General features: G+C 61.0%; 21 protein-coding genes. 15 read left to right on the top strand and 6 right to left on the bottom strand.

Annotated features, from left to right (window positions below; genetic code table 11):
- Nucleotides 1–34: 34 nt before the first annotated feature.
- Genes BI364_RS11525 through BI364_RS11515 form a run of 3 tightly spaced genes read left to right on the top strand, consistent with a single transcriptional unit; the run spans nt 35 to nt 1,735 of the window.
- Nucleotides 35–490, top strand: a complete 456-nt coding sequence (locus BI364_RS11525; protein ID WP_156782732.1) for an NfeD family protein — start codon at nt 35–37, stop codon at nt 488–490.
- 55 nt (nt 491–545) lie between these two features.
- Nucleotides 546–1,493: an SPFH domain-containing protein gene (locus tag BI364_RS11520; RefSeq protein ID WP_070078857.1), complete on the top strand. Its 948-nt coding sequence runs from the start codon at nt 546–548 to the stop codon at nt 1,491–1,493.
- Entirely contained in the window at nt 1,490–1,735 is a 246-nt protein-coding gene (locus BI364_RS11515) for a SlyX family protein (protein WP_083251349.1), read from the top strand. The genes BI364_RS11520 and BI364_RS11515 overlap by 4 nt, the downstream gene beginning before the upstream one ends.
- Nucleotides 1,736–1,789: 54 nt before the next feature.
- On the opposite strand, the gene BI364_RS11510 is transcribed toward BI364_RS11515, so the two are convergent.
- From BI364_RS11510 to BI364_RS11495, 4 genes are all read right to left on the bottom strand, one after another.
- Nucleotides 1,790–1,996, bottom strand: coding sequence for a YdcH family protein (locus BI364_RS11510; RefSeq protein ID WP_070078856.1), 207 nt, complete (start codon nt 1,994–1,996; stop codon nt 1,790–1,792).
- Nucleotides 1,997–2,044: 48 nt separating this feature from the next.
- Complete coding sequence (gene murI, locus BI364_RS11505; RefSeq protein ID WP_070078855.1) at nt 2,045–2,890, bottom strand: glutamate racemase; 846 nt, start codon at nt 2,888–2,890, stop codon at nt 2,045–2,047.
- A gap of 4 nt (nt 2,891–2,894) precedes the next feature.
- Nucleotides 2,895–4,901, bottom strand: a complete 2,007-nt coding sequence (rep, locus tag BI364_RS11500; RefSeq protein ID WP_070078854.1) for a DNA helicase Rep — start codon at nt 4,899–4,901, stop codon at nt 2,895–2,897.
- Nucleotides 4,902–4,999: 98 nt separating this feature from the next.
- Nucleotides 5,000–5,152, bottom strand: a complete 153-nt coding sequence (locus BI364_RS11495; RefSeq protein WP_156782731.1) for a hypothetical protein — start codon at nt 5,150–5,152, stop codon at nt 5,000–5,002.
- A 256-nt stretch (nt 5,153–5,408) separates the two neighbouring features.
- Between BI364_RS11495 and BI364_RS17495 the strand changes: the two genes are divergently transcribed.
- The gene (locus tag BI364_RS17495; protein ID WP_083251348.1) at nt 5,409–5,903 is read left to right on the top strand and encodes a DsrE family protein; all 495 of its coding nucleotides are present in this window, start codon (nt 5,409–5,411) and stop codon (nt 5,901–5,903) included.
- A gap of 9 nt (nt 5,904–5,912) precedes the next feature.
- Here the strand turns inward: BI364_RS17495 and BI364_RS11485 are convergent, their stop codons facing one another.
- Nucleotides 5,913–7,919, bottom strand: a complete 2,007-nt coding sequence (locus BI364_RS11485; RefSeq protein ID WP_070078852.1) for a transglycosylase SLT domain-containing protein — start codon at nt 7,917–7,919, stop codon at nt 5,913–5,915.
- Between the two features lie 65 nt (nt 7,920–7,984).
- Entirely contained in the window at nt 7,985–8,854 is an 870-nt protein-coding gene (locus tag BI364_RS11480; protein ID WP_070078851.1) for a methyltransferase domain-containing protein, read from the bottom strand.
- 237 nt (nt 8,855–9,091) lie between these two features.
- On the opposite strand from BI364_RS11480, the gene flgB reads away from it, so the two are divergent.
- The 11 genes from flgB to flgL all read left to right on the top strand — a co-directional run bounded on the left by flgB (nt 9,092) and on the right by flgL (nt 19,556).
- Nucleotides 9,092–9,490, top strand: coding sequence for a flagellar basal body rod protein FlgB (gene flgB / locus BI364_RS11475; protein WP_070078850.1), 399 nt, complete (start codon nt 9,092–9,094; stop codon nt 9,488–9,490).
- A 2-nt stretch (nt 9,491–9,492) separates the two neighbouring features.
- Entirely contained in the window at nt 9,493–9,909 is a 417-nt protein-coding gene (gene flgC, locus BI364_RS11470) for a flagellar basal body rod protein FlgC (RefSeq protein ID WP_070078849.1), read from the top strand.
- 18 nt (nt 9,910–9,927) lie between these two features.
- Complete coding sequence (locus BI364_RS11465; protein ID WP_070078848.1) at nt 9,928–10,644, top strand: flagellar hook assembly protein FlgD; 717 nt, start codon at nt 9,928–9,930, stop codon at nt 10,642–10,644.
- A gap of 54 nt (nt 10,645–10,698) precedes the next feature.
- Nucleotides 10,699–11,967, top strand: coding sequence for a flagellar hook protein FlgE (gene flgE, locus BI364_RS11460; protein WP_070078847.1), 1,269 nt, complete (start codon nt 10,699–10,701; stop codon nt 11,965–11,967).
- A gap of 20 nt (nt 11,968–11,987) precedes the next feature.
- Nucleotides 11,988–12,728: a flagellar basal-body rod protein FlgF gene (flgF, locus tag BI364_RS11455; RefSeq protein WP_070078846.1), complete on the top strand. Its 741-nt coding sequence runs from the start codon at nt 11,988–11,990 to the stop codon at nt 12,726–12,728.
- 24 nt (nt 12,729–12,752) lie between these two features.
- A complete protein-coding gene (flgG, locus tag BI364_RS11450; RefSeq protein ID WP_070078845.1) occupies nt 12,753–13,538 on the top strand; it encodes a flagellar basal-body rod protein FlgG in 786 nt (261 codons plus the stop codon).
- A 14-nt stretch (nt 13,539–13,552) separates the two neighbouring features.
- Nucleotides 13,553–14,257 carry a flagellar basal body L-ring protein FlgH gene (flgH, locus tag BI364_RS11445; protein ID WP_070078844.1) on the top strand — a complete coding sequence of 235 codons (705 nt, stop codon included), beginning with the start codon at nt 13,553–13,555 and terminating at the stop codon, nt 14,255–14,257.
- A gap of 86 nt (nt 14,258–14,343) precedes the next feature.
- Nucleotides 14,344–15,405, top strand: coding sequence for a flagellar basal body P-ring protein FlgI (locus BI364_RS11440; RefSeq protein WP_233279629.1), 1,062 nt, complete (start codon nt 14,344–14,346; stop codon nt 15,403–15,405).
- Entirely contained in the window at nt 15,405–16,379 is a 975-nt protein-coding gene (gene flgJ, locus BI364_RS11435) for a flagellar assembly peptidoglycan hydrolase FlgJ (protein WP_083251346.1), read from the top strand. The genes BI364_RS11440 and flgJ overlap by 1 nt, the downstream gene beginning before the upstream one ends.
- A gap of 37 nt (nt 16,380–16,416) precedes the next feature.
- Nucleotides 16,417–18,330, top strand: a complete 1,914-nt coding sequence (gene flgK, locus BI364_RS11430) for a flagellar hook-associated protein FlgK (protein ID WP_070078842.1) — start codon at nt 16,417–16,419, stop codon at nt 18,328–18,330.
- A gap of 14 nt (nt 18,331–18,344) precedes the next feature.
- A complete protein-coding gene (gene flgL, locus BI364_RS11425) occupies nt 18,345–19,556 on the top strand; it encodes a flagellar hook-associated protein FlgL (RefSeq protein ID WP_083251345.1) in 1,212 nt (403 codons plus the stop codon).
- Nucleotides 19,557–19,622 lie beyond the last annotated feature (66 nt).

The raw sequence follows: 19,622 nt of genomic DNA, 5'->3' as shown, positions 1-19,622 counted from the left end.
CTTGTCGCAGTCGACGGGTCAGGGGGCCTCCGCCATGAATAGTCTGGGCACGCTGCTGGTGTTGATCGGAGCCGCGCTGTGCGCCGCCGAGATCGTCAGCGGTACCTTTTATCTGTTTGCCTTCGGATCAGCATTGTTGCTGGCCGGCGGTGCCGAACTTGCTTGGCGACTGGGCGCAACCGCCGATCTGGGACTGGCCACGCTGTTGTCGCTACTGTTTTTGGTGGTGGCGCACCGCTTGCGGCGGCGCCTGAGCAATGCTGCCTCTGAACGCACCGCGCAGGACGACAGCGGGCATGAAGTCGAGGTGACGCGCGTCGACACCCATGCGCTGCGTGTGCGCTACCGCGGCACCGAATGGGCTGCTGTGCTTGCCGATGGCGGCGAGGCGCATGTAGGCGAGCAATTACGCATTTTGCGCCGCGAAGGCAACCGGCTCATCCTTGCCCCGTTACCCGCGACCCCCGTCTCAAACAGAGAGCAGCATTGATAAAGTTCGGCCGTATCGAGATGTTCGTCCGTTTCCCGCCCCAAGGAGTTCCAAGATGAGTCCATTGTTTGTCGTACTGATCGCACTTGCCGTGATTGTCGTTTTCGTCATTGTCCGCGGTATACGCATCGTGCCACAGCAGCGTGGTTGGGTGGTTGAACGTCTGGGACGCTTCAACCGCGTACTGGAACCCGGGCTTAACGTGATTATCCCCATTGTCGACAACGTGCCTTACCGCTTCGATCTGCGCGAGACACCTGTCGATATTCCCAAACAGGTTTGCATTACATTGGACAACACGCAGGTCAGTGTCGACGGCGTGCTTTATTTCCAGATCACCGATGCGCGTGCTGCGGCCTATGGCACCTCGGATCCGGTGGCGGCCGTGGTGCAGCTGGCGCAGACCACCATGCGTTCGACCGTCGGTCACCTGCACCTGGATCAAGTGCTGTCGTCGCGCCAGGAGCTTAACACCGAGGTGGTCAATGTTCTTGACGAAGCGGCAGTGAACTGGGGCGTAAAGGTATTGCGGTATGAAATCCGCGATATCTCTCCGCCGGAGGAGGTGTTGCGCGCGATGGAATTGCAGATCACCGCTGAGCGCGAGAAGCGCGCCATGATCGCGCGCTCGGAGGGTGAAAAGCAGCAGCAGATCAATATCTCAGAGGGCGAGCGTCAGCAGCAAATCAATTTGGCCGAGGGCGACCGTCAGGCGCGGATTCTAGAGGCTCAGGGGCAGGGCAAGGCCATTCAGCTCGTAGCTGAAGCCACTGCAAGTGCGATCGGTGCCATTGCAACCTCGCTACAGGCACCGGGGGGTGAGCAGGCCATGCGAATGCAGGTGGCCAAGGACTTTATTATCCAATGGGGCAACCTGGCCAAGGCCGGTACCACGGTGGTGATCCCCGCCGATACCGGTGATTTGTCGCGCATGGTGGCGACCGCCATGCGCATCGCCGATCTGCCGGTCGGATCTGCCGGTCCCAGCGAGAGCGTCAAGTGAGTTCAGGTGCCGTGGGAAAGACGAGCTTGGGCGAGGCGGGCATGCAGCGGGTCATCGAGCTGGAAGAGCGCATGGCCCATCTGGAGGCCTCGATGGACGCCCTGACCGATGCGTTGCTGATGCGTGAGCGTGAGCTGCGTGATGCCTGGTTGGCCATCGATCGTTTGAAGGGACAATTGATCGAACTTGCTCCGGCGGCGTCATTGTCGCCCGAGCAGGAACCCCCGCCACCGCACTATTAGCGATGCGTGTTTCTTCAATGATGCGCGTCATGACGCGCGTGAGGGTGGCGCCGCTCAGGCGTCGAGGTCGGGAATCAGACGGCTTTCCAGTCGCGCGATGCTGTCTTTGAGTTGGAGCTTACGGCGCTTGAGACGGGTCAATTGCAACTGGTCCGCGCCGGGTGCGAGGGTCATCGCGACGATGGCGGCATCGAGATCGCGATGTTCCAGCTTGAGGGCTGTGATGCGGGCCTGCAGGTCGGCGGTATTTTCGTTATCCATGGGCAATTCCCAACGCGGGGCTCCAACATATCACGAACGCATGAGAGCTCACAGGTCGACCAGCTCGACCCGAGATGGCGCTTGCTCGGCGCCCAGAAATGCGCGCGCGACGCGGGCGAAGCGCTCCGGTGCATCGGTGGTCATATAATGGCTCTGGCCGATCCGCCCGCTCGCCGCGTTGAGTCGATTGTGTAACAGCATCTCGGCGACGGCGTCGGCGGTGGTTGAGGCTGAGTCCACCAGCATGGTGCCGGATCCCACCAGGGCGCTCAGGGTGTCGCTGAATACCGGGAAATGGGTGCAGCCGAGCACCAGTACGTCTGGCGCTGCGGCTTCGAGCACCGGTTCGAGGTAATGTCGGGCCACGGCCTCGACGACCGGTCCCGTATGCCAGCCTTCCTCCGCCAGCGAGACAAACAATGGACAGGCGGTGGCGCTGACCTGGACCTCCGGGCGTCGTGCCTGGATGGCGCGGACGTAGGCGCCGCCCCGTACGGTGCCCTCTGTAGCGATGACGGCAACCCGTCCGCTGCGTGTGGCGGCGCAGGCCGCTGCCGCGCCGGGTTCGAGTACGCCGATCACCGGCAGTCCGGGAAAGTGCTCGCGCAGTGCATCGAGCGCCAGCGCGGAGGCGGTGTTGCAAGCCACCACTAGCAGCTTGATACCACGCGTGGCCAGAACGCCGGCTGCCTGGCAGGCATAGCGGCTGACGGTTTGCGCGCTCTTGGTGCCATAGGGCAGTCGTGCCATATCGCCGAGATAGAGCAGATCCTCTTCAGGCAGACGTTCGCGCAGCGCGCGCAACACCGTGAGTCCGCCGACGCCCGAATCGAATACGCCGATGGGCAGGGCATTGCGAGGTTCGGCGATGCGTTCGTCGGATATCTCGTGCATGGTTTCAGTCCAGCATGGCCTTGAGGTTGGCCAGATGCGCGCGACCGAGATCGCGTGCCTCCTCGGCGCTCGGCGGTTCGCGGCGCCACTCCAGGTGTTCGGGTGGTAGTTCCTCTAGGAAGCGGCTGGGTTCGCAGTCGTATTCCTCGCCATAGCGCTTGCGCTTCTCCGCGTAGGTCAGGGTCAGGCTACGCCGCGCGCGGGTGATCCCCACATAGGCGAGTCGACGTTCCTCTTCGAGATCGCCGGATTCGATGCTGCTGCGGTGAGGCAACAATTCCTCTTCCATGCCAACCAGGAATACATGTGGAAACTCCAGGCCCTTGGCGGCGTGCAGCGTCATCAGGTTGACCGCGTTGAGATCCTTCTCTTCGCCGTTGCGTTCGAGGATGTCCATCAGTGACATGTGCGAGACGAGGTCGGGCAGGCGCCGCTCCGGCTCGTCCTTGCACAGGCGCTGCATCCAGTCGATGAGTTCGTGGATGTAATCGAGCCTGCGCGCGGCGGCCTTGGGATCTTCGTGGTTCTCCTCCAGCCAGGCGGCGTAATCGATTTCATCAAGCACGCGACGCACGAAGGCGACCGGTTCAGCCTCTTCGATCTCGCGCGCACGCTCGCCGACCCAGTCGGTGAAACGCCGAAGGGCGGTGACGGCACGTCCTGACAGCTGTTGTTCCAGACCCAATTCGCCGGCGGCGGCCAGCAGGCTTACACCGCGTCCGCCTGCGTAATCGCCGAGGGCCTCAAGGGTAGAGGGACCGATGCCGCGGCGAGGGGTGTTGACCACGCGGAGGAAGGCGGCATCGTCGTCTGGATTCACCAGCAGGCGCAGGTAGGCCATGAAATCCTTGACCTCCTGACGCTCGAAAAAGCCGGTGCCGCCGGAGAGTCGGTAGGGAATACTGTGTTCACGTAGCCAGCGTTCGAAGGGGCGGGCTTGATGGTTACCCCGGTAGAGAATAGCGAAATCGCTGTATTCGCAGCGATCCTGGAAGTGGCGACGGATGATCTCGGAAATCACACGGGCGGCCTCATCTTCGGCACTGCTGGCGGGCTGGACGCGCAGCATCTCACCGGCGCCGAGCGCGCTCCACAGGCGTTTCTCGAAGGTGTGCGGATTATTGGCGATGAGGTGGTTCGCGGCGGCCAGAATGCGTCCGGTGGAGCGATAGTTTTGTTCGAGCTTGACCACCTGCAGGCGCGGAAAGTCCGTTTGCAGGTGAGTGAGGTTCTCCGGTCGTGCGCCGCGCCAGGCATAGATCGATTGATCGTCGTCGCCAACCACGGTGAGACCACCATCGACACCGACCAGCAGGCGCATCAGGGCGTACTGGCAGGCATTGGTGTCCTGGTATTCGTCGACCAACAGATGGCGTACGCGATTCTGCCAGCGCTCACGGGCCTCGGGGTGGTCCTCAAGTATGCGCACGGGGCGGAGAATCAGGTCGTCGAAATCCACCGCGTTGTAGGCGGCCAGTGAGCGTTGATAGCGTTGATAGACCTTGGCAGCGCGCGATTCGAGTTCATCCTCGACCTGAGCCAAGGCCTCCTCTGGCGAGCGAAGGTCGTTCTTCCAGCGTGAAATACAGTGGCGGATCGGCTCCTCGTCGCCGGCCCCGTCCTTGTGGATCAGTTCCTTGACCAGCGAGGTGCTGTCCTGCGCATCGAAGATGGTAAATCCAGCCTTTAGGCCGGCGGTGCGTAACTCCTGCCGTAGAAAATTCAGCCCGAGATTGTGGAAGGTTGAAATCGTCAGGCCGCGGGCTTCATCTCGAGCCAGTTGTGCAGCGGCGCGCGCCTTCATCTCGCGGGCTGCCTTGTTGGTGAAGGTTACGGCAACGATGCCGCGTGGCCGAATGCCGCAGTGGCGTACCAGATGGGCGATTTTGGTGGTGATCACGCGGGTCTTGCCGCTGCCCGCGCCAGCGAGCACAAGGAGCGGGCGATCGGTTTGTTTCACCGCCTCGCGCTGGGCGGGGTTGAGTCCATCGAGGTCGGTTTGGGTGGCCATGTCAGCTGGGGTGTGCGTCGACGCCGGGCGGGACCCGGTCAAGGGTGCGAATCGTATCACCCAGGCGGTCGTTCGTGACAGCGTAAACGGATGGGGGCTCAGGTATTACGAGCCAGATCCTGGGTGATTTGTTCGAGCGCATCGGCCGCTGCGGCGAGTGCCGAGACGGCGTCTTCATAACCCGTACCGGATAACGCAGCCGCTTGGCGGCGCAGCTGGTTGATCAGGTGTGTGGTTCGGAGGGGCGGCAACCGTCGTTCGATTGACGCCAGTCGTCTGCAGCTGCCATCGCATACGCGCATTTTCGGTTACCTGAGTGCTGATATTTTCATGCAGAGACGCGCCGCAGATGGAATAGTTCAGCCTGCTGCGGTATCTCATGCACTGTCGGACGGGTTTCGCTTACCCAGAGCAGGGGGTAGGGTTCGTCAAGACACCAGGCCATCTGTGTGGGCCCGTGGCCGGGCTGCAATTCGAATTACACCAAAAACACCTAAGGAGTAGGACATGAACCGCAAGATCCGTTTGGTATTACCCGTGTTGGCCTTGTTCGCGTGGGCCGCTTTCCAGCCTGCGCAGGCCGAAAACTGGTCGCTGTTCAAAAACTACAACTACGACAAGCCGGAATTCGTCCATTCCCTCCCGTTTGCCAAGGAACATGTGGTGATTCAGGTGAGTCAAGCCGATCCAAAACGCTGGAATCTGGTACTCAACAACGCCGCCAACGTACTCAATTACTTTGGTCCAGATAAGGTTCAGGTGGTTGTGGTGGCCTATGGCCCTGGGCTAAAAATGCTCTTTAAGAACAGCAAGATGGCTGCCCGTATCCAAAGTCTTAACGCCGAGGGCGTGGAATTCGACGCCTGTCACAACACCATGCTCGGGTTCAAGAAAAAGCTGGGCCATTTGCCCAAGCTGGTGGATTCTGCGGTGGTCGTGCCGGGCGGTATCGTGCGCATCATGCAGCTTGAGGCGCATGGTTTCCGCTATATCAAGCCCTGAGCGACGAGGTCAACGCACAACCCCAGGGGTGAGACTCTGGGGTAGCAGCGCGTCCGCCAGACGATGGTCTTGCTTGGCGGACGCGAATCTCGGCGCAGTCTGGATCCCCTTTACTTCGGACCTCGGTCCGAGGCGTCGTGTATAGACCACTCGGTTGAACAGGACGGCCTCGACGTAGTTGCGGGTCTCGCCGTAGGGCAGTGTCGCCAGCCAGCGGGCCGAGCCGGGCTTGGTTGCTGCCGGAGCGGATAACCAACGATTCACGGTGCGCGGACCGGCATTGTAGGCGGCCAGGGCCAGTACAGCGTCGTTGTCGAATTGCTTGAACAAATAGGCAAGATAGTTTGCGCCTGCGCGAATGTTGACCGAGGGTTTTGAGAGCGCCTTCAGGCTGCAGGTTAGATCTCCAAGCCCGGTCTGTCGGCCGATCCAGCAGGCGGTGCTTGGCAACAGCTGGAGCAGTCCGCAAGCCCCTTTGTCCGAGCAGACGCTGGTTTGGAAGGCGCTTTCCTGGCGCATGACCGCGAGCAATAGGCCCGGCTTGAGTCCGTTGTGACTGGCGGCGGCCTGTATGTGGGGCATTTGATCGAAGGGGAACATCAATCGTGAGGCATTGCGGATGCCGGCGCGTGCGGCAGCGGCGTAGGTGCCGTAGGCCCAGCCGCGCCGGTAGGCCAGCTCGGCGGCCGCGAACCGTTCTTGGGCATTGAAGCGACGCAGGGCAGCACGCCAGGCGGCTTTGGCATCCGCATGCTGATCGACTTTCTCAAGCGCGAAGGCCACGCGAACCAGATAATGGGCGGCAATCTTGTGCTGCAACGCGGGATCGGTTGGCGGTAGCGGCTTGCCGGTGGCATATGGGCTTTGCAGGAAATCGGCGGCGAGGAAACCGTAATAACTGAATCGCTTGGCCAGGGGACGGGCAATTTTTTCCGCCGCCGCCGGCTGGCCAAGGGCGGCGAGCGAGCGGGCTTCCCAGTATTGCCAGTTCGGTTCCGCGCGTTGTGCCGATGGCATCGCGCGAATGTGCTTCAGGGTGGCCATCCAATTGCCGTTGCGGAGCGCAACGCGCACACGCCAGACGCGCACGATATCGTTCGTGGCGCCTTTCGGTAGGGCGTCAAGCCAAGCCTGTGCCTGGGGTAGTCCGTCCCAGGCAGCGTTGAGGGCGATGTCGCGGTTGATTTCATCGCGTATCGCAGGTGGCAGCGTCGGTTTGCCTATGGCGACTTGTACCCAGAGGTGCCGAGCTTGTGCAGGGTCTCGGCGTGCGAAGTGGTCGAACGCCGCAAGCAGTATGCGGTCGCGTTCTGGTGCCGGCCCGAGCGTATGGAGCGGCTGGCCTAGTAGGCTCGACGGCGTTTCATAGACCTGCAGCCATCGAGCCGCCAGTGGTTGTTCGGCGCTCGGTAGCTTGCGTGCCAGAAAGCGGGCCAAGCTGATGTTGCGTGCGTCGAGGGCAAGCAAAAGGCGCTGGCGGATCAGGGTTGGCGTGAGCAGATCATGCTGCGTGAGCAGGCTGAATACGGGGTCGCAGCTCTGCGGTTGCGAGTAGCCGGCCAACCATAGCTGTTTTGCGAGCGTCAGCGCCTTGTCGACGTGGCCAGTTGCGGCGAGTGCCTGCACGCGTGCACAGGCCAGGCGGCTACCGCCACCGCTGCCGGTATCTTCGGCGATGAACGTGGTCCAGTCTTGACGGCGGGCGAGTTCCAATAACCAGTCGCTGTGCAACGCGTTGCTGATCGGCAATTTGGCATTGGCTTTGAGAAAGGCATCGATGTCGGCGCGGTGCACGTGCTCGATCTCATGTTCGAGATAGGCGTAGCGCAGATAGGGATAGAGAATATTGCCGATCAATGGGCGCGATAGCGCCTCGAAGCGATCAAGTTGATTGGTGGACAGAGCATCCAGCGCTGCCTTGAACTGCGCGGCAGAGTCGGCGGATGCGACCGACGTGCTCAAGCCGGTGATCATGAGCGCTAGTACGACCAGCACCCTTGGCAGGACGGCTCGCATGCGTATCGTCTCCCTCGGCAATGGATTCATTGTGGGCCGTGTGCCGGGCACTTGCCAATAGAGATTTATGACGGCGAGTCGGCAGATGGCATTCGGCCAATGGCGATGAAGTCCGCGTCGAGCTCGAAACGATCCTCGGCAAAACTCTGCCGGAGAGCCGTGACGCCGAGATCGAAAGCCTCGGCGGTGATCAGGTCGGCAGCGATGAGATCGTCGCGCTCGGCGAGCAGGCGTTCGATCTGATGCAGTTCCATATCAGCGCTTCGCCCATGTTGCAGACCCAATCTGACGCGGGGCATGAGGATGATCTGAATGGCTTCGAGTCCCGCGTCGCGCATGAGTCGATAAAGATGTCGACCGATACGACGATTGCCGCCGCGCCTGGATTGCAGCGTGCGAATGGCCTCGCGCAGTCCATCCAGATGAGGGGATTCCGGCGGCTCGCCCAAAGCGACACCGTCGTCCACGTCAATAATCAGCACGCGTCCGCCCGGTTGGGTGACGCGGCACATTTCGGCCAGTGCGATTTCGGGTTGAGGCAGGTGTTGGAAGACGTAACGGGCCACCGTCAACGCCTGGCTCGCTGTTTCGGCCGGTAAGGTCGAGGCTTGACCCAGCTGAATCTCGACGCTGACGCCTAGCGACATCGCCAGGGCGTGGAGCAGTGCGAGTGCCTTGGGGTCATTGTCGACGGCCTTGATCTGCGTATCAGGGCTGGCATGCCAAGCCAGATCGAGGGTCAGCGCGCCGGTACCGGCACCGACATCCAAAATAGGGCCACTCATTTCGCCGAGGCTGGTCAGGGTCACCAGTCGCTGAAAGTGCGTATACAGGCTCTGTCGCAACAGCCAGCGGTGGTCTGGCGATTGCTCCACGAGAGGTCCGGTCGCATCGGCGACGCGTTGCATCCACTGTTCAATGGGTTCCTGGGACATGGCCGCTCGTCGGGTCTGGTTTCGGGGCGCACATGCTAACCCCCGTCTGGCCACGGATCAAAACGCTTTATCGCGATGCCGGAGCGGGCAACCGGTTCCGATGACTTTGCCGTTAGGCGGCGAAAGTTTGCCGTCTTGACCTGCCATGGGCGCTCAAGCCCGCGCTATTGCTGGATTTTTGCGTTGGCATCGTAATTGCTATCGTCCTGGTAGGTGAAAACTTTAGGATGGGGCAACATGCCATTTTCGATCGATCAGGCGCTGGGCTCATTTCCGCAGGCCCTACAGCTCGAGGCGCAGCGCGCCGAGCTGTTGGCCTCGAATATCGCCAACGCCGATACCCCTGGATACAAGGCACGCGACATTGATTTCAAGGCCGCATTGGCCTCTGTGAGCGGGCATGGCGGCAATCTGGCGTTGGTGCGGACCAGTCCGCAGCATATGGAACCCGCATCAGGGAGTGTCAGCGCGCCAGTGCTGTACCAGGTGCCACTGCAGCCGTCTCTGGATGGAAACACCGTCAATCTTCAGTACAACCAGGCGGCATTTGGTGAGAATGCCTTGCGCTACCAGGCCACGCTGGCCTTTCTGACTGGGCGAATCACGGGGCTCAAGAACGCGATCATGGGGACCTGATCATGAGTCTGTACAGCATATTCAATATCGCGGGTTCCGGGCTTGCCGCGCAGAGCGTGCGCCTCAATACGATCGCCAGCAATCTCGCCAATGCCGACGACGTGGCGTCGAGCGAGCAAGCCGCCTACCGTGCGCGCCAGCCGGTCTTCGCCTCGACGCTGTTCAAGGCGCAGGGTGGCGACTCGGCGGTGGGTGTGCGCGTGACCGATATCCAGGAGAGTCGGGCGCCGATTCGCCGCGAGTACGCGCCAGGTAATCCTCTCGCCGACAAGCAGGGGTATGTCTACACCACCAACGTCAACACGGTCGAGCAGATGGCGAACATGATCTCGGCCTCGCGCAGTTACCAGAACAATGTGAACGTCCTGACCACAACCCAGCAACTGCTGCTGAGCACCGTACAGCAGCTTGGCAAGTAATCCATTCGAGGTGGAGAAATGAGCACTGGCGCCATCAATTCGAGTTTTAACCCCAGCGTCCTCGCGCAGCTCGGCCTGACCGGCAGCACGACCTCTTCGTCGAGCGCGACCAGCGGAACGGGTTCGTCCGGCTCCCAGCTGGGTCAGCAGGCCTTCCTGAATCTGATGGTGGCCGAGCTCAAGAATCAGGATCCGACGCAACCGATGAGCGGACAGAACATGCTGGCACAGCTGGCGCAGTTCAGTACCGTTTCCGGTATCCAGAGCATGTCCACTTCCTTTGCCACGCTGTCGAAGTCGCTGTCGACCAACCAGTCATTGCAGGCGGCGAGCCTGGTGGGGCGGACGGTGTTGGCGCCCTCGTCGATGGCGGTGTTGCCCGCGAGTGGCTCGCTGCAGGGCTCCGTCGACGTTACCACGCCGGCATCTCAAGTGTCGGTCGGTATTTATGACACGAGTGGGCAATTGGTCAAGCAGATGGATCTCGGCACACAGGCCCAGGGGCTCGCGAATTTCAGTTGGGACGGTACGAATATGCAGGGTACGCCGATGCCGGCGGGGACTTATGAGGTCAAGGCTGTTGGTCAGGTCAATGGACAGAGCCAGGGACTCGGCGTGTTGTCGCCCGCACAGGTTTCCAGCGTCACCCTGGCGCAGAACGGTGGGCCGATTACGTTGGCGCTGTCGGGCGGTATGGGGAATGTCGATCTTTCGCAAATCCGACAGATCAGTTAAGCAGCCCGATGCGTTGCGACGCGTATAGACAAGTATAAATAAGGAGAACGAATCATGTCATTTGGAACGGCACTGACGGGTTTGAATGCGGCGTCGGAGGCGCTTAACGTCACCTCCAACAATATTGCCAACGCAGGCACCACGGGTTTCAAGTCCTCGCGCGCCGAGTTCGGGGATATCTACGCCACGGCTTACAATGGCATCAGCAACAAGGCCGTCGGCACCGGCGTGCAGCTGCAAGCGGTGACCCAGCAGTTCAGCCAAGGTACGCTGAACAATACGGGTAACACGCTCGATGCGGCTATCAACGGTCAAGGTTTCTTCATCTTCAGCAATAACGGCACCCAGGTCTACAGCCGGGCGGGTGCCATGCAGGTCAACCAGCAGGGCTATGTCGTCAATGCGCAGGGGCAGCAGCTTCAGGTCTATGCGCCGATCAACTCGCAGTCGGCGAACCCGACCTTCAATCAGGGCAGTCTGACCAATCTGCAGTTGGCCACCAGCGCGGGCCCTCCGCAGGCAACGTCGACCTTGTCGGCCTCGCTCAACCTGAATGCAGCGGCGACCGATTTGGGCACGGGGACGATCAACCCGGCGAATACCGCGTCGTATACCTATTCCACGCCCTCCACGGTCTATGATTCGCTCGGCGCCCCGCATACCGCGATCTTTTATTTCCGCAAGGACACCACGACCCCTTCGACCACGACGACACCCGGCAATACGACCTGGCAGGTGTTGACCCAGATCGATGGCACGACGGTACCCAGCGGCGGCAATCCGCAATCGACGCTCACCTTCGACGCCAACGGCAACCTCGTGACCCCGACGAACGGGCAGATTGCCTACGGTCCCTATTCGCCGACCAATGGTGCCGCGGCGATGAATATGACGCTGAACCTGACCGGGAGCACGATGTTCGGCAACACCAGTAGCGTGAACAGCCTGACCCAGAATGGCTACACCTCTGGTCAGCTCGCCGGTCTCAATATCAGCAACTCGGGTGTGATTTCCGCACGCTACACCAACGGCCAGTCGCAGGCGCTGGGTCAGATTGCGCTGGCGAATTTCACCAACCCCCAGGGTTTGCAGGCGGTCGGTAACACCGCCTGGGCGCAGAGCTATGCCTCGGGTAGCCCCATTTTGGGCGCGCCGGGTACCGGTAGCCTGGGACAGGTTCAAGCGGGTTCGCTGGAGAACTCGAACGTTGACGAAGCCAAACAACTGGTCGACCTGATTACCGAACAGCGTAACTATCAGGCCAATGCCAAGGTGATCACCACGGCCAATACGGTGACCCAAACCATCATCAACATGACCTGATCGGGGATCTGTAAACCGCCATGGACCGCATGCTGTATATCGCCATGTCCGGCGCCAAGGAAATCCTCCTGGCCCAGGCGAACACGACCAACAACTTGGCCAATGCCAATACGGTTGGCTTCAAGCGCGATTTGGAGGCCTTCAAGGCTGTACCCGTCGAGGGGCCGGGCTATGCCAGTCGCGTGTATACGCAGACCGAGGGCACAGGCACGGACTTTACCCAGGGGCCGCTGATCACCACCGGACGGCCGCTGGATGTCGCACTCAACGGGCCCGGCTGGATCGCGGTGCAGGGACCCAATGGTCAGGAAGCCTATACGCGTGCCGGCGAGCTCAAGATCAATGCCAACGGACTACTCACGACCAGTCAAGGTTACCCGGTAATTGGCAATTCCGGCCCGATCGCGGTGCCGCCGCACGACAAGCTCGATATCGCGCATGACGGCACCATCACGGTACTGCCTTCTGGGCAGCAGCCGAACGCTTTGGCCGTGGTCGACCGCATCAAGCTGGTCAACCCGCCGGACGCGAATCTGGTCAAGGGCCTCGATGGGCTGATGCACGCGCGCAACGGCCAGCCATTACCCGCCAGTGCAGATGTGTCCCTCGTGTCTGGGGCTCTGGAGGGCAGCAACGTCAATACAGTCAACGCCATGGTCAAGATGATTTCGCTGGCGCGCCAGTTCGAGATGCAGGTGAAGATGATGAAGACCGCGGAAAACAACGATCAGGCCAGCGCCCAGCTGATACGCCTGGCTTGATGAGATGAATCGAGGGATAAACCTATGAATCCGGCCTTGTGGATAGCGAAAACCGGTTTGGATGCGCAACAGACGCGCATGGACGTGATCGCCAACAATCTGGCCAACGTCAGCACCACCGGCTTCAAGAAGGGGCGGGCCTCCTTCGAGGACCTGCTGTACCAGAACGTCCGTCAGCCGGGTGCGCAATCCTCACAGAACACGCAGCTGCCCTCCGGTTTGATGCTAGGCACCGGCGTTCGCATCAACTCGACTGAGAAAATATTCACCCAGGGCAATATCGTTCAGACCGGCAACAACCTCGATCTGGCGATACAGGGGCGCGGCTTCTTTCAGATCACGATGCCGGACGGCACGGTGGCTTACACGCGTGACGGCGAATTCCAGCTCAATAGCAGTGGGCAAGTAGTCACCGCCAACGGCTATCCGCTACAACCTGGCATCACCGTACCGCCCAACACTCAGTCGATCACCATCGGCACCGACGGCACGGTGACCGCGACCGTGGCCGGCAGTACCACACCCACCCAGATCGGCACGGTTCAGTTGGCGGACTTCATCAATCCGGCGGGTCTGCAGGCCGTCGGGCAGAATCTCTATTTGCAGACGGCCGCCAGCGGCACGGCCCAATCCGGCACGCCTGGCCTCAACGGTCTGGGGTCGCTGCAGCAGGGTTCGCTTGAAAGTTCGAACGTCAATACCGTGGAGTCGTTGGTGAACATGATCGAATGTCAGCGCGCCTATGAGATCAATTCCAAGGCGATCGCCACGACCGATCAGATGTTGCAGTACGTCAACCAGACACTGTGAGGCAGGAGATTCGGATGAACGCGCAAGCAGTGGGATATGTCCTCAGGATGGCAGCGTTATTCGCGACGCTCGGCCTGCTCGGCGGCTGCGCCGCGCTTCAGACGGGCCCCATGCGTGGCAACAATCCGGATTTCACTGCGGTGATGCCGCCGCCGCCGAAGCCGGCTTCTCAGAACAACGGCGCGATCTACCAGAGCGCGAACAGCGTACCGTTATTCGAGGATCAGCGCGCCCGCCACGTCGGCGATATCCTGACGGTCATCCTCAACGAGAGCACCAACGCCAACAAGTCAGCAGATACCGCGACTTCTCGCGACACCAGCATCAATGTCTCCGCGCCGACGGTGCTCGGGGCCGGCGTCACCTACAACGGCAAGTCTCTGCTCAGCGCCGGCCTCGCCAGCAAGAACGCCTTCGCCGGCAAGGGCAGCAGCACGCAGAGCAACCAGCTGAGTGGCACCATCTCGGTGACCGTTGCCCAGGTGCTCTCCAACGGCAATCTGATCGTGCAGGGTGAAAAATGGATCGCGCTGAACCAGGGACGAGAGTACGTGCGTTTTCGCGGTATTGTGCGCTCCGCCGACATTACGCCGCTGGACACCGTGCTATCGACCCAGGTCGCCAACGCCGAAATCGCCTATGGCGGGCGCGGCGTGCTCAATGACGCCAACCGAGAGGGTTGGTTGGCGAAATTCTTCAATGCTTGGTGGCCACTGTGAGGACTTCGCCCATGTGCGCCCGTATTCAATCCCAATCATGTCGTCGCCTGTTTGCGCTCGTAGCCGTTTTCTCTTTGTGTTTCGGCATGGTCGGGGTCGCACGCGCGGAATTGGTGCGGGATCTCGCAACGCTGGCCGGGGTGCGCAGCAATCAACTCGTGGGTTATGGCCTGGTGGTCGGTCTCGACGGCACCGGCGACCAGACCAGTCAGGCGCCGTTTACCATCCAGAGTATCGAGAACATGCTCACGCGCTTCGGCGTGACCCTGCCCAGTAATGTGAACCCACAGCTGAACAATGTCGCCGCGGTATTGGTCACCGCGAATTTGCCGCCATTTTCCAAGCCGGGTCAGGATATTGATATCACCGTCTCCTCAATCGGCAATGCCAAGAGTCTGCGTGGCGGCACGCTGGTGATGACGCCTCTGCACGGCGCCAACGGGCAGGTCTATGCCATGGCACAGGGTAATCTGGTGGTCGGTGGCTACGGGGCGCAGGGTGGAAGCGGTTCCAGCGTGCAGGTCAATGTGCTCAGTGTCGGCATGGTGCCCAACGGCGCTACCGTCGAGCGCGATGTGCCTACGTCGTTCGATCGTGGCAACAGCATTACGCTGGATCTGAACAATCCGAGCTACACCACGGCCACCCGTCTTGCACACGCCATCAACGAGGCGATGGGACCGGGTACCGCAGAGGCCTTGGATGCCGCCTCAGTACGGGTCAATGCACCGCCAGACCGCGGTCAGCGGGTGGCCTTTGTGTCCTATCTTGAAAACATCAATATCCACCCGGCTGCGCCGCCGGCGCGTGTCGTGGTCAATGCGCGTACCGGTACGGTGATCATCGGCAGCAGCGTGCGTGTGCTGCCGTCTGCGGTCGCGCACGGCAATCTGACCGTGACGATCTCCGAGAATCCACAGGTCAGCCAGCCGAACGCGCTCTCCGGTGGTAACACGGTGGTGACGCCGAACTCGACCGTCAGTGCCAAGCAAGCCAAGGCACATGCCTTCGTGTTCAAGCCTGGCGTGACCCTCAATTCCATCGTCAAGGCGATCAATCGCGTGGGGGCCACGCCCGACGATCTGATCGCCATACTTGAGGCACTCAAGCGTGCCGGGGCCTTGCGTGCACAATTGGTGGTGATCTGATGAGCGCGCTTCAAGCCACCAATATTGGGGCCCTGGCCTCCAACTACACCGATTTTCAGGGGCTCGCTCAGCTCAAGGCGGCGGCAAAAACCCAAAGCCCGCAGGCACGCCAGGCCGCGGCCAAACAGTTTGAGGCCGTATTCATCGAGATGATGCTCAAGGCCATGCGCGCCGCGACGCCGCAACACGGGTTGATGGACAGCTCGCAAACGCGGCTGTACCAGGGACTATACGATCACCAGATTGCCATCGACCTGGCTGGTCACAATGCCCTCGGATTGAACAAGCTGATCGATCAATCCTTGGGCGGCAAGCCTGTAACCCCATCGACCTCGACGCCGCGAACCATATCGACGGTGCCGAGTGTGCCGAGTGTGCCGAGTGTGCCGAGTGTGCCGACGGTGCCGCCGGCACACTCGGCACCGTCGGCGGGTGCGGGCGAGGCTGCGCGGCCTACCGTCTGGCCGCCTGCCACGCCGGGCGAGTTCGTGCGGGCGGTCATGCCGTATGCGCGTCAGGCTGCGGCCGCTATCGGCGTGGCGCCGGAGGTGCTGGTCGCACAAGCGGCGCTGGAAACCGGTTGGGGCAAGCAAATACCCAGCGGACCGGATGGTCGTAGCAGCTTCAATCTGTTCGGTATCAAGGCAGGCACGCATTGGCAGGGCGCGCAGGTCAACGTGCCGACGATGGAGTTCCGCGGCGGAGTTTTACAACGTGACACGGCGTCGTTTCGCGCCTACCCGTCGCTCGCAGCCAGTTTTGCCGATTATGCGCATCTGATCTCCACGCAACCGCGTTACCGCGATGCCCTGGCGCAGGCGTCGAACCCCGCGGCCTATCTCGATGGTCTGCAGAGCGCCGGTTACGCCACCGACCCGGCCTACGCCGACAAGATCAAGGCCATTCTTGGTGGCCAGCATCTGATGGCGCTCGATGCGGGGGTCAAGAATGGCGCGAACGGGCCGCTAACCTGAATCGGATGGGGCGCGGTGCGCGCCTCGGGAGTACCGCATGGCGACAAATATCCTCGGTGTAGGCACTTCGGCCCTGCTGGCCTTCCAGCAGGCATTGCAAACCACGAGTCAGAACATCAGCAACGTCAATACGCCTGGTTACAGCCGGCAACGCGTCGACTTAAGCGCGAGCCTGCCGCAAACCGGAGGAAATTATTATCTCGGCAGCGGCGTACAGGTTACCGGCGTGCAGCGGATATTCAGCGGTGTGGTCAACGCCCAGGTCAATAATGCCACCTCGGCCAACGCGCGCTACCAGACCTACAGTCAATACTCTTCCCAGGTCGACAACCTGCTGGCCAACGCTACCGCCGGTCTGCAGCCCGCGGTGCAGAACTTTTTCAACGCGGTACAAGGTGTCGCCAATGCGCCTTCATCGATCCCTGCGCGCCAGACCTTGCTGTCTCAGGGAGGGCAATTGACCGCACGTTTCAACAGCCTGTACAGCCAGATCAATCAAACCAGCAGCCAGATCAACGGTCAGTTGACGACCGAGGTCAACACGGTGAACCAGCTGGCGACACAGATCGCGCAGCTCAACAAGCAGATCGTGGCAACGACGAACAGCAATCCCGTCGGACAGCCCAATGATCTGCTCGATCAGCGCGATGCACTCCTCACTCAACTGTCGAAATCGGTGAACGTGAGCACCGTGACCCAGAGTGATGGCTCGGTGAACGTGATGATCGGCACCGGTCAGGCCCTGGTGGTTGGCACGGCGACTACGGCTTTGGGCACGGCCCCGACCAGTGGCGATCCGAATCAATTGAATCTGGTTTTCAAGACGTCAAATGGCAGTATTCCCGTTGCCAGCGGTAACGTTGGCGGTAATATCGGTGGCTTGCTTGAAGCGCGCAATCAGGTCGTGGTTCCAGCGGAAAACGCCCTTGGGCAGCTGGCCATCGGAGTTGGCCAGGCATTCAATGCGCAGCAGAAGCTGGGTGTGGACCTGACCGGCACACTTGGTCAGAATTTCTTCAACGTGCCTGGGCCGAGCGTCTATGCCGGTTCGAGTAATGCGGCCGGCAGCGGTTCGCCGTCGGTGACGGTCAGTAATGTCGCGCAGTTGACCGCTAACGACTATCAGCTCAGTTACAGCGGCAGTGCCTGGACCTTGCAGGTCGCCGGCAGCAATCAACCGATCACCATGAGCGGCACCGGCACGGCAGCCAATCCCTTCGTGGCCGATGGTCTGAGTATCGTGGTGCCCACCACGGTGAGCGCGGGCGATACCTATTCCATCCAGCCGACGCGCTATGCCGCCCGCGACATCACCATGGCGGCGACCGACCCGCGTCAGATCGCCGCCGCGGCGCCAGTGGTCAGCGCGGCCAGCCAGACCAATACCGGCACGGCGACCATTACCGCACCGCAAGTGACGGCGAGCACCGTGGGCAACGCCAATCTGCGCAATCCGGTGACGATCACCTTCAACAATCCCCCGACCAGCTACACGTTGACTGATGCGACCACCGGCACATCGGTGACTCAGCCGTACACCACCGCAGGTACGACGGTGAGTTATAACGGCTGGCAGGCGACCATTGGCGGTACGGCGAAGGCGGGTGATACGTTCACCGTTTCCCCCTCGGGTCCGGGCGACAACGGCAACGCGCTGGCTTTGGCGCAGATTCAGCAGAACAAGTTCATGAGTGGGGGTACGGCAAGCGTTGGCGACATCTACAATCAGCTGGTCGCCAATGTGGGCAATGAGACCCAGGGGGCGAAATCGAGCGCTACCAACCAGCAGACCTTGCTGAATCAGGCGACCTCGTTGCAGCAATCGATCTCCGGCGTGAATCTTGACCAGCAGGCTGCCAATCTGGTGCAGTACCAGCAGGCTTATCAAGCATCGGCCAAGGTGATCACCACGGCCAATACCCTGTTTCAGACACTGTTGAACGCGGTGTAAGCGAGGTTATCGCCATGAGCATACGCATCTCCACTCAGCAGTTCAGCCAAGCGGCGATCAGCTCAATGCTGAGTCAGGAAGCACAGCTTTCGCAGACGCAACAACAACTATCGACGGGCCGACAGATCCTGACCCCCGCCGACAACCCCGCCGGTGCGGCGCAGGCACTCAATCTGCAGAGTGCGATCGACACCAATACGCAGTACCAAACCAATGGCAACGCAGCCACCGCGCGTCTGGGTCTCGAACAGAGCACCCTGCAGGGCGTAGGGAATTTGCTGCAAAGCGTGAGAACACTGGCTTTGCAAGGGAACAACGGCACCCAGACCGACGCCAGTCGCGCCAGTATCGCCTCGCAGCTCAGTCAGAACCTCCAGCAGTTGCTCGCTATGGGCAACACCCAGGACGCAGGCGGTTCGTACATCTTCAGCGGCTCGCAAACGCAAACCAAACCCTTCACGCAGAATCCGAATGGCAGCTTCAGCTATTTTGGGGACAACGCGCAGCGTTATCTGCAGATCGATGCCAACCGGCAGGTGGCGGTCAACGATGCGGGATCCAATGTATTCATGCAGATCCCCAGCGGGAACGGTAGCTTCACTGCGGTTCCCGGTGCCACCAATACTGGCAGCGGCATCATCGATCCCGGTACCGTGACTGCGGCAACGGGCTATACCGGCGATACCTATCAAATTCAATTTACCACCGCCACGCAGTTTAACGTCGTCGATTCGACCACTGGGACGACGGTACTCAGCAATCAGGCCTTCCAGAGTGGCTCCACTATCAGTTTCGCCGGGATTCAGACATCGATCACCGGGGCGCCGGCCACCGGGGACCAGTTCACGATCGCGCCAAGTCAGTCACAGAGCATGTTCCAGACGGTTCAGAATATGATCACGGCCCTGAATACGCCAAGCGGCGGCAGTGCGGGGAGTCAGGCGCGACTGCACAACGTGATGAATCAGTCATTGAGCTCGCTCGATCAGGCGATGACTAATGTCATCAATAAGCAGGCGGGTGTGGGTTCGCGCCTGAACGCCATCACCGACCAGCAACAACTGCAATCCAATGCGAAGCTGCAGCTGCAAACCGCACAATCACAGATACAGGATCTCAACTATGCCAGCGCAATTAGCTTATATAACCAGCAGCTGGCGGGTTTGCAGGCCTCACAACTGACCTACCAGAAGGTGCAGAGTCTGTCGTTGTTTAAGTACATTTGAGTATTTGATGTCGGCGGGCAGAGTGCGCGCAGTTCCCGGTGAATGTGCCGCCGGGATGACGCGCGG

The sequence above is a fragment of the Acidihalobacter yilgarnensis genome, from assembly GCF_001753245.1.
Classification (GTDB): Bacteria; Pseudomonadota; Gammaproteobacteria; order DSM-5130; family Acidihalobacteraceae; genus Acidihalobacter; species Acidihalobacter yilgarnensis.
This window is presented reverse-complemented; position numbering and strand designations above follow the sequence as displayed.

Bases quoted from the DNA above. Each gene is read 5' to 3' on its own strand.
- flgL (WP_083251345.1), top strand. From the start codon at position 18,345: ATGAGCATACGCATCTCCACTCAGCAGTTCAGCCAAGCGGCGATCAGC.
- flgF (WP_070078846.1), top strand. From the start codon at position 11,988: ATGGACCGCATGCTGTATATCGCCATGTCCGGCGCCAAGGAAATCCTC.
- BI364_RS11525 (WP_156782732.1), top strand. From the start codon at position 35: ATGAATAGTCTGGGCACGCTGCTGGTGTTGATCGGAGCCGCGCTGTGC.
- BI364_RS17495 (WP_083251348.1), top strand. From the start codon at position 5,409: ATGAACCGCAAGATCCGTTTGGTATTACCCGTGTTGGCCTTGTTCGCG.
- flgC (WP_070078849.1), top strand. From the start codon at position 9,493: ATGAGTCTGTACAGCATATTCAATATCGCGGGTTCCGGGCTTGCCGCG.
- flgE (WP_070078847.1), top strand. From the start codon at position 10,699: ATGTCATTTGGAACGGCACTGACGGGTTTGAATGCGGCGTCGGAGGCG.
- flgK (WP_070078842.1), top strand. From the start codon at position 16,417: ATGGCGACAAATATCCTCGGTGTAGGCACTTCGGCCCTGCTGGCCTTC.
- BI364_RS11520 (WP_070078857.1), top strand. From the start codon at position 546: ATGAGTCCATTGTTTGTCGTACTGATCGCACTTGCCGTGATTGTCGTT.
- flgB (WP_070078850.1), top strand. From the start codon at position 9,092: ATGCCATTTTCGATCGATCAGGCGCTGGGCTCATTTCCGCAGGCCCTA.
- rep (WP_070078854.1), bottom strand. From the start codon at position 4,901: ATGGCCACCCAAACCGACCTCGATGGACTCAACCCCGCCCAGCGCGAG.
- BI364_RS11465 (WP_070078848.1), top strand. From the start codon at position 9,928: ATGAGCACTGGCGCCATCAATTCGAGTTTTAACCCCAGCGTCCTCGCG.
- BI364_RS11480 (WP_070078851.1), bottom strand. From the start codon at position 8,854: ATGTCCCAGGAACCCATTGAACAGTGGATGCAACGCGTCGCCGATGCG.
- flgG (WP_070078845.1), top strand. From the start codon at position 12,753: ATGAATCCGGCCTTGTGGATAGCGAAAACCGGTTTGGATGCGCAACAG.
- flgJ (WP_083251346.1), top strand. From the start codon at position 15,405: ATGAGCGCGCTTCAAGCCACCAATATTGGGGCCCTGGCCTCCAACTAC.
- BI364_RS11485 (WP_070078852.1), bottom strand. From the start codon at position 7,919: ATGCGAGCCGTCCTGCCAAGGGTGCTGGTCGTACTAGCGCTCATGATC.
- BI364_RS11510 (WP_070078856.1), bottom strand. From the start codon at position 1,996: ATGGATAACGAAAATACCGCCGACCTGCAGGCCCGCATCACAGCCCTC.
- flgH (WP_070078844.1), top strand. From the start codon at position 13,553: ATGAACGCGCAAGCAGTGGGATATGTCCTCAGGATGGCAGCGTTATTC.
- murI (WP_070078855.1), bottom strand. From the start codon at position 2,890: ATGCACGAGATATCCGACGAACGCATCGCCGAACCTCGCAATGCCCTG.
- BI364_RS11440 (WP_233279629.1), top strand. From the start codon at position 14,344: ATGGTCGGGGTCGCACGCGCGGAATTGGTGCGGGATCTCGCAACGCTG.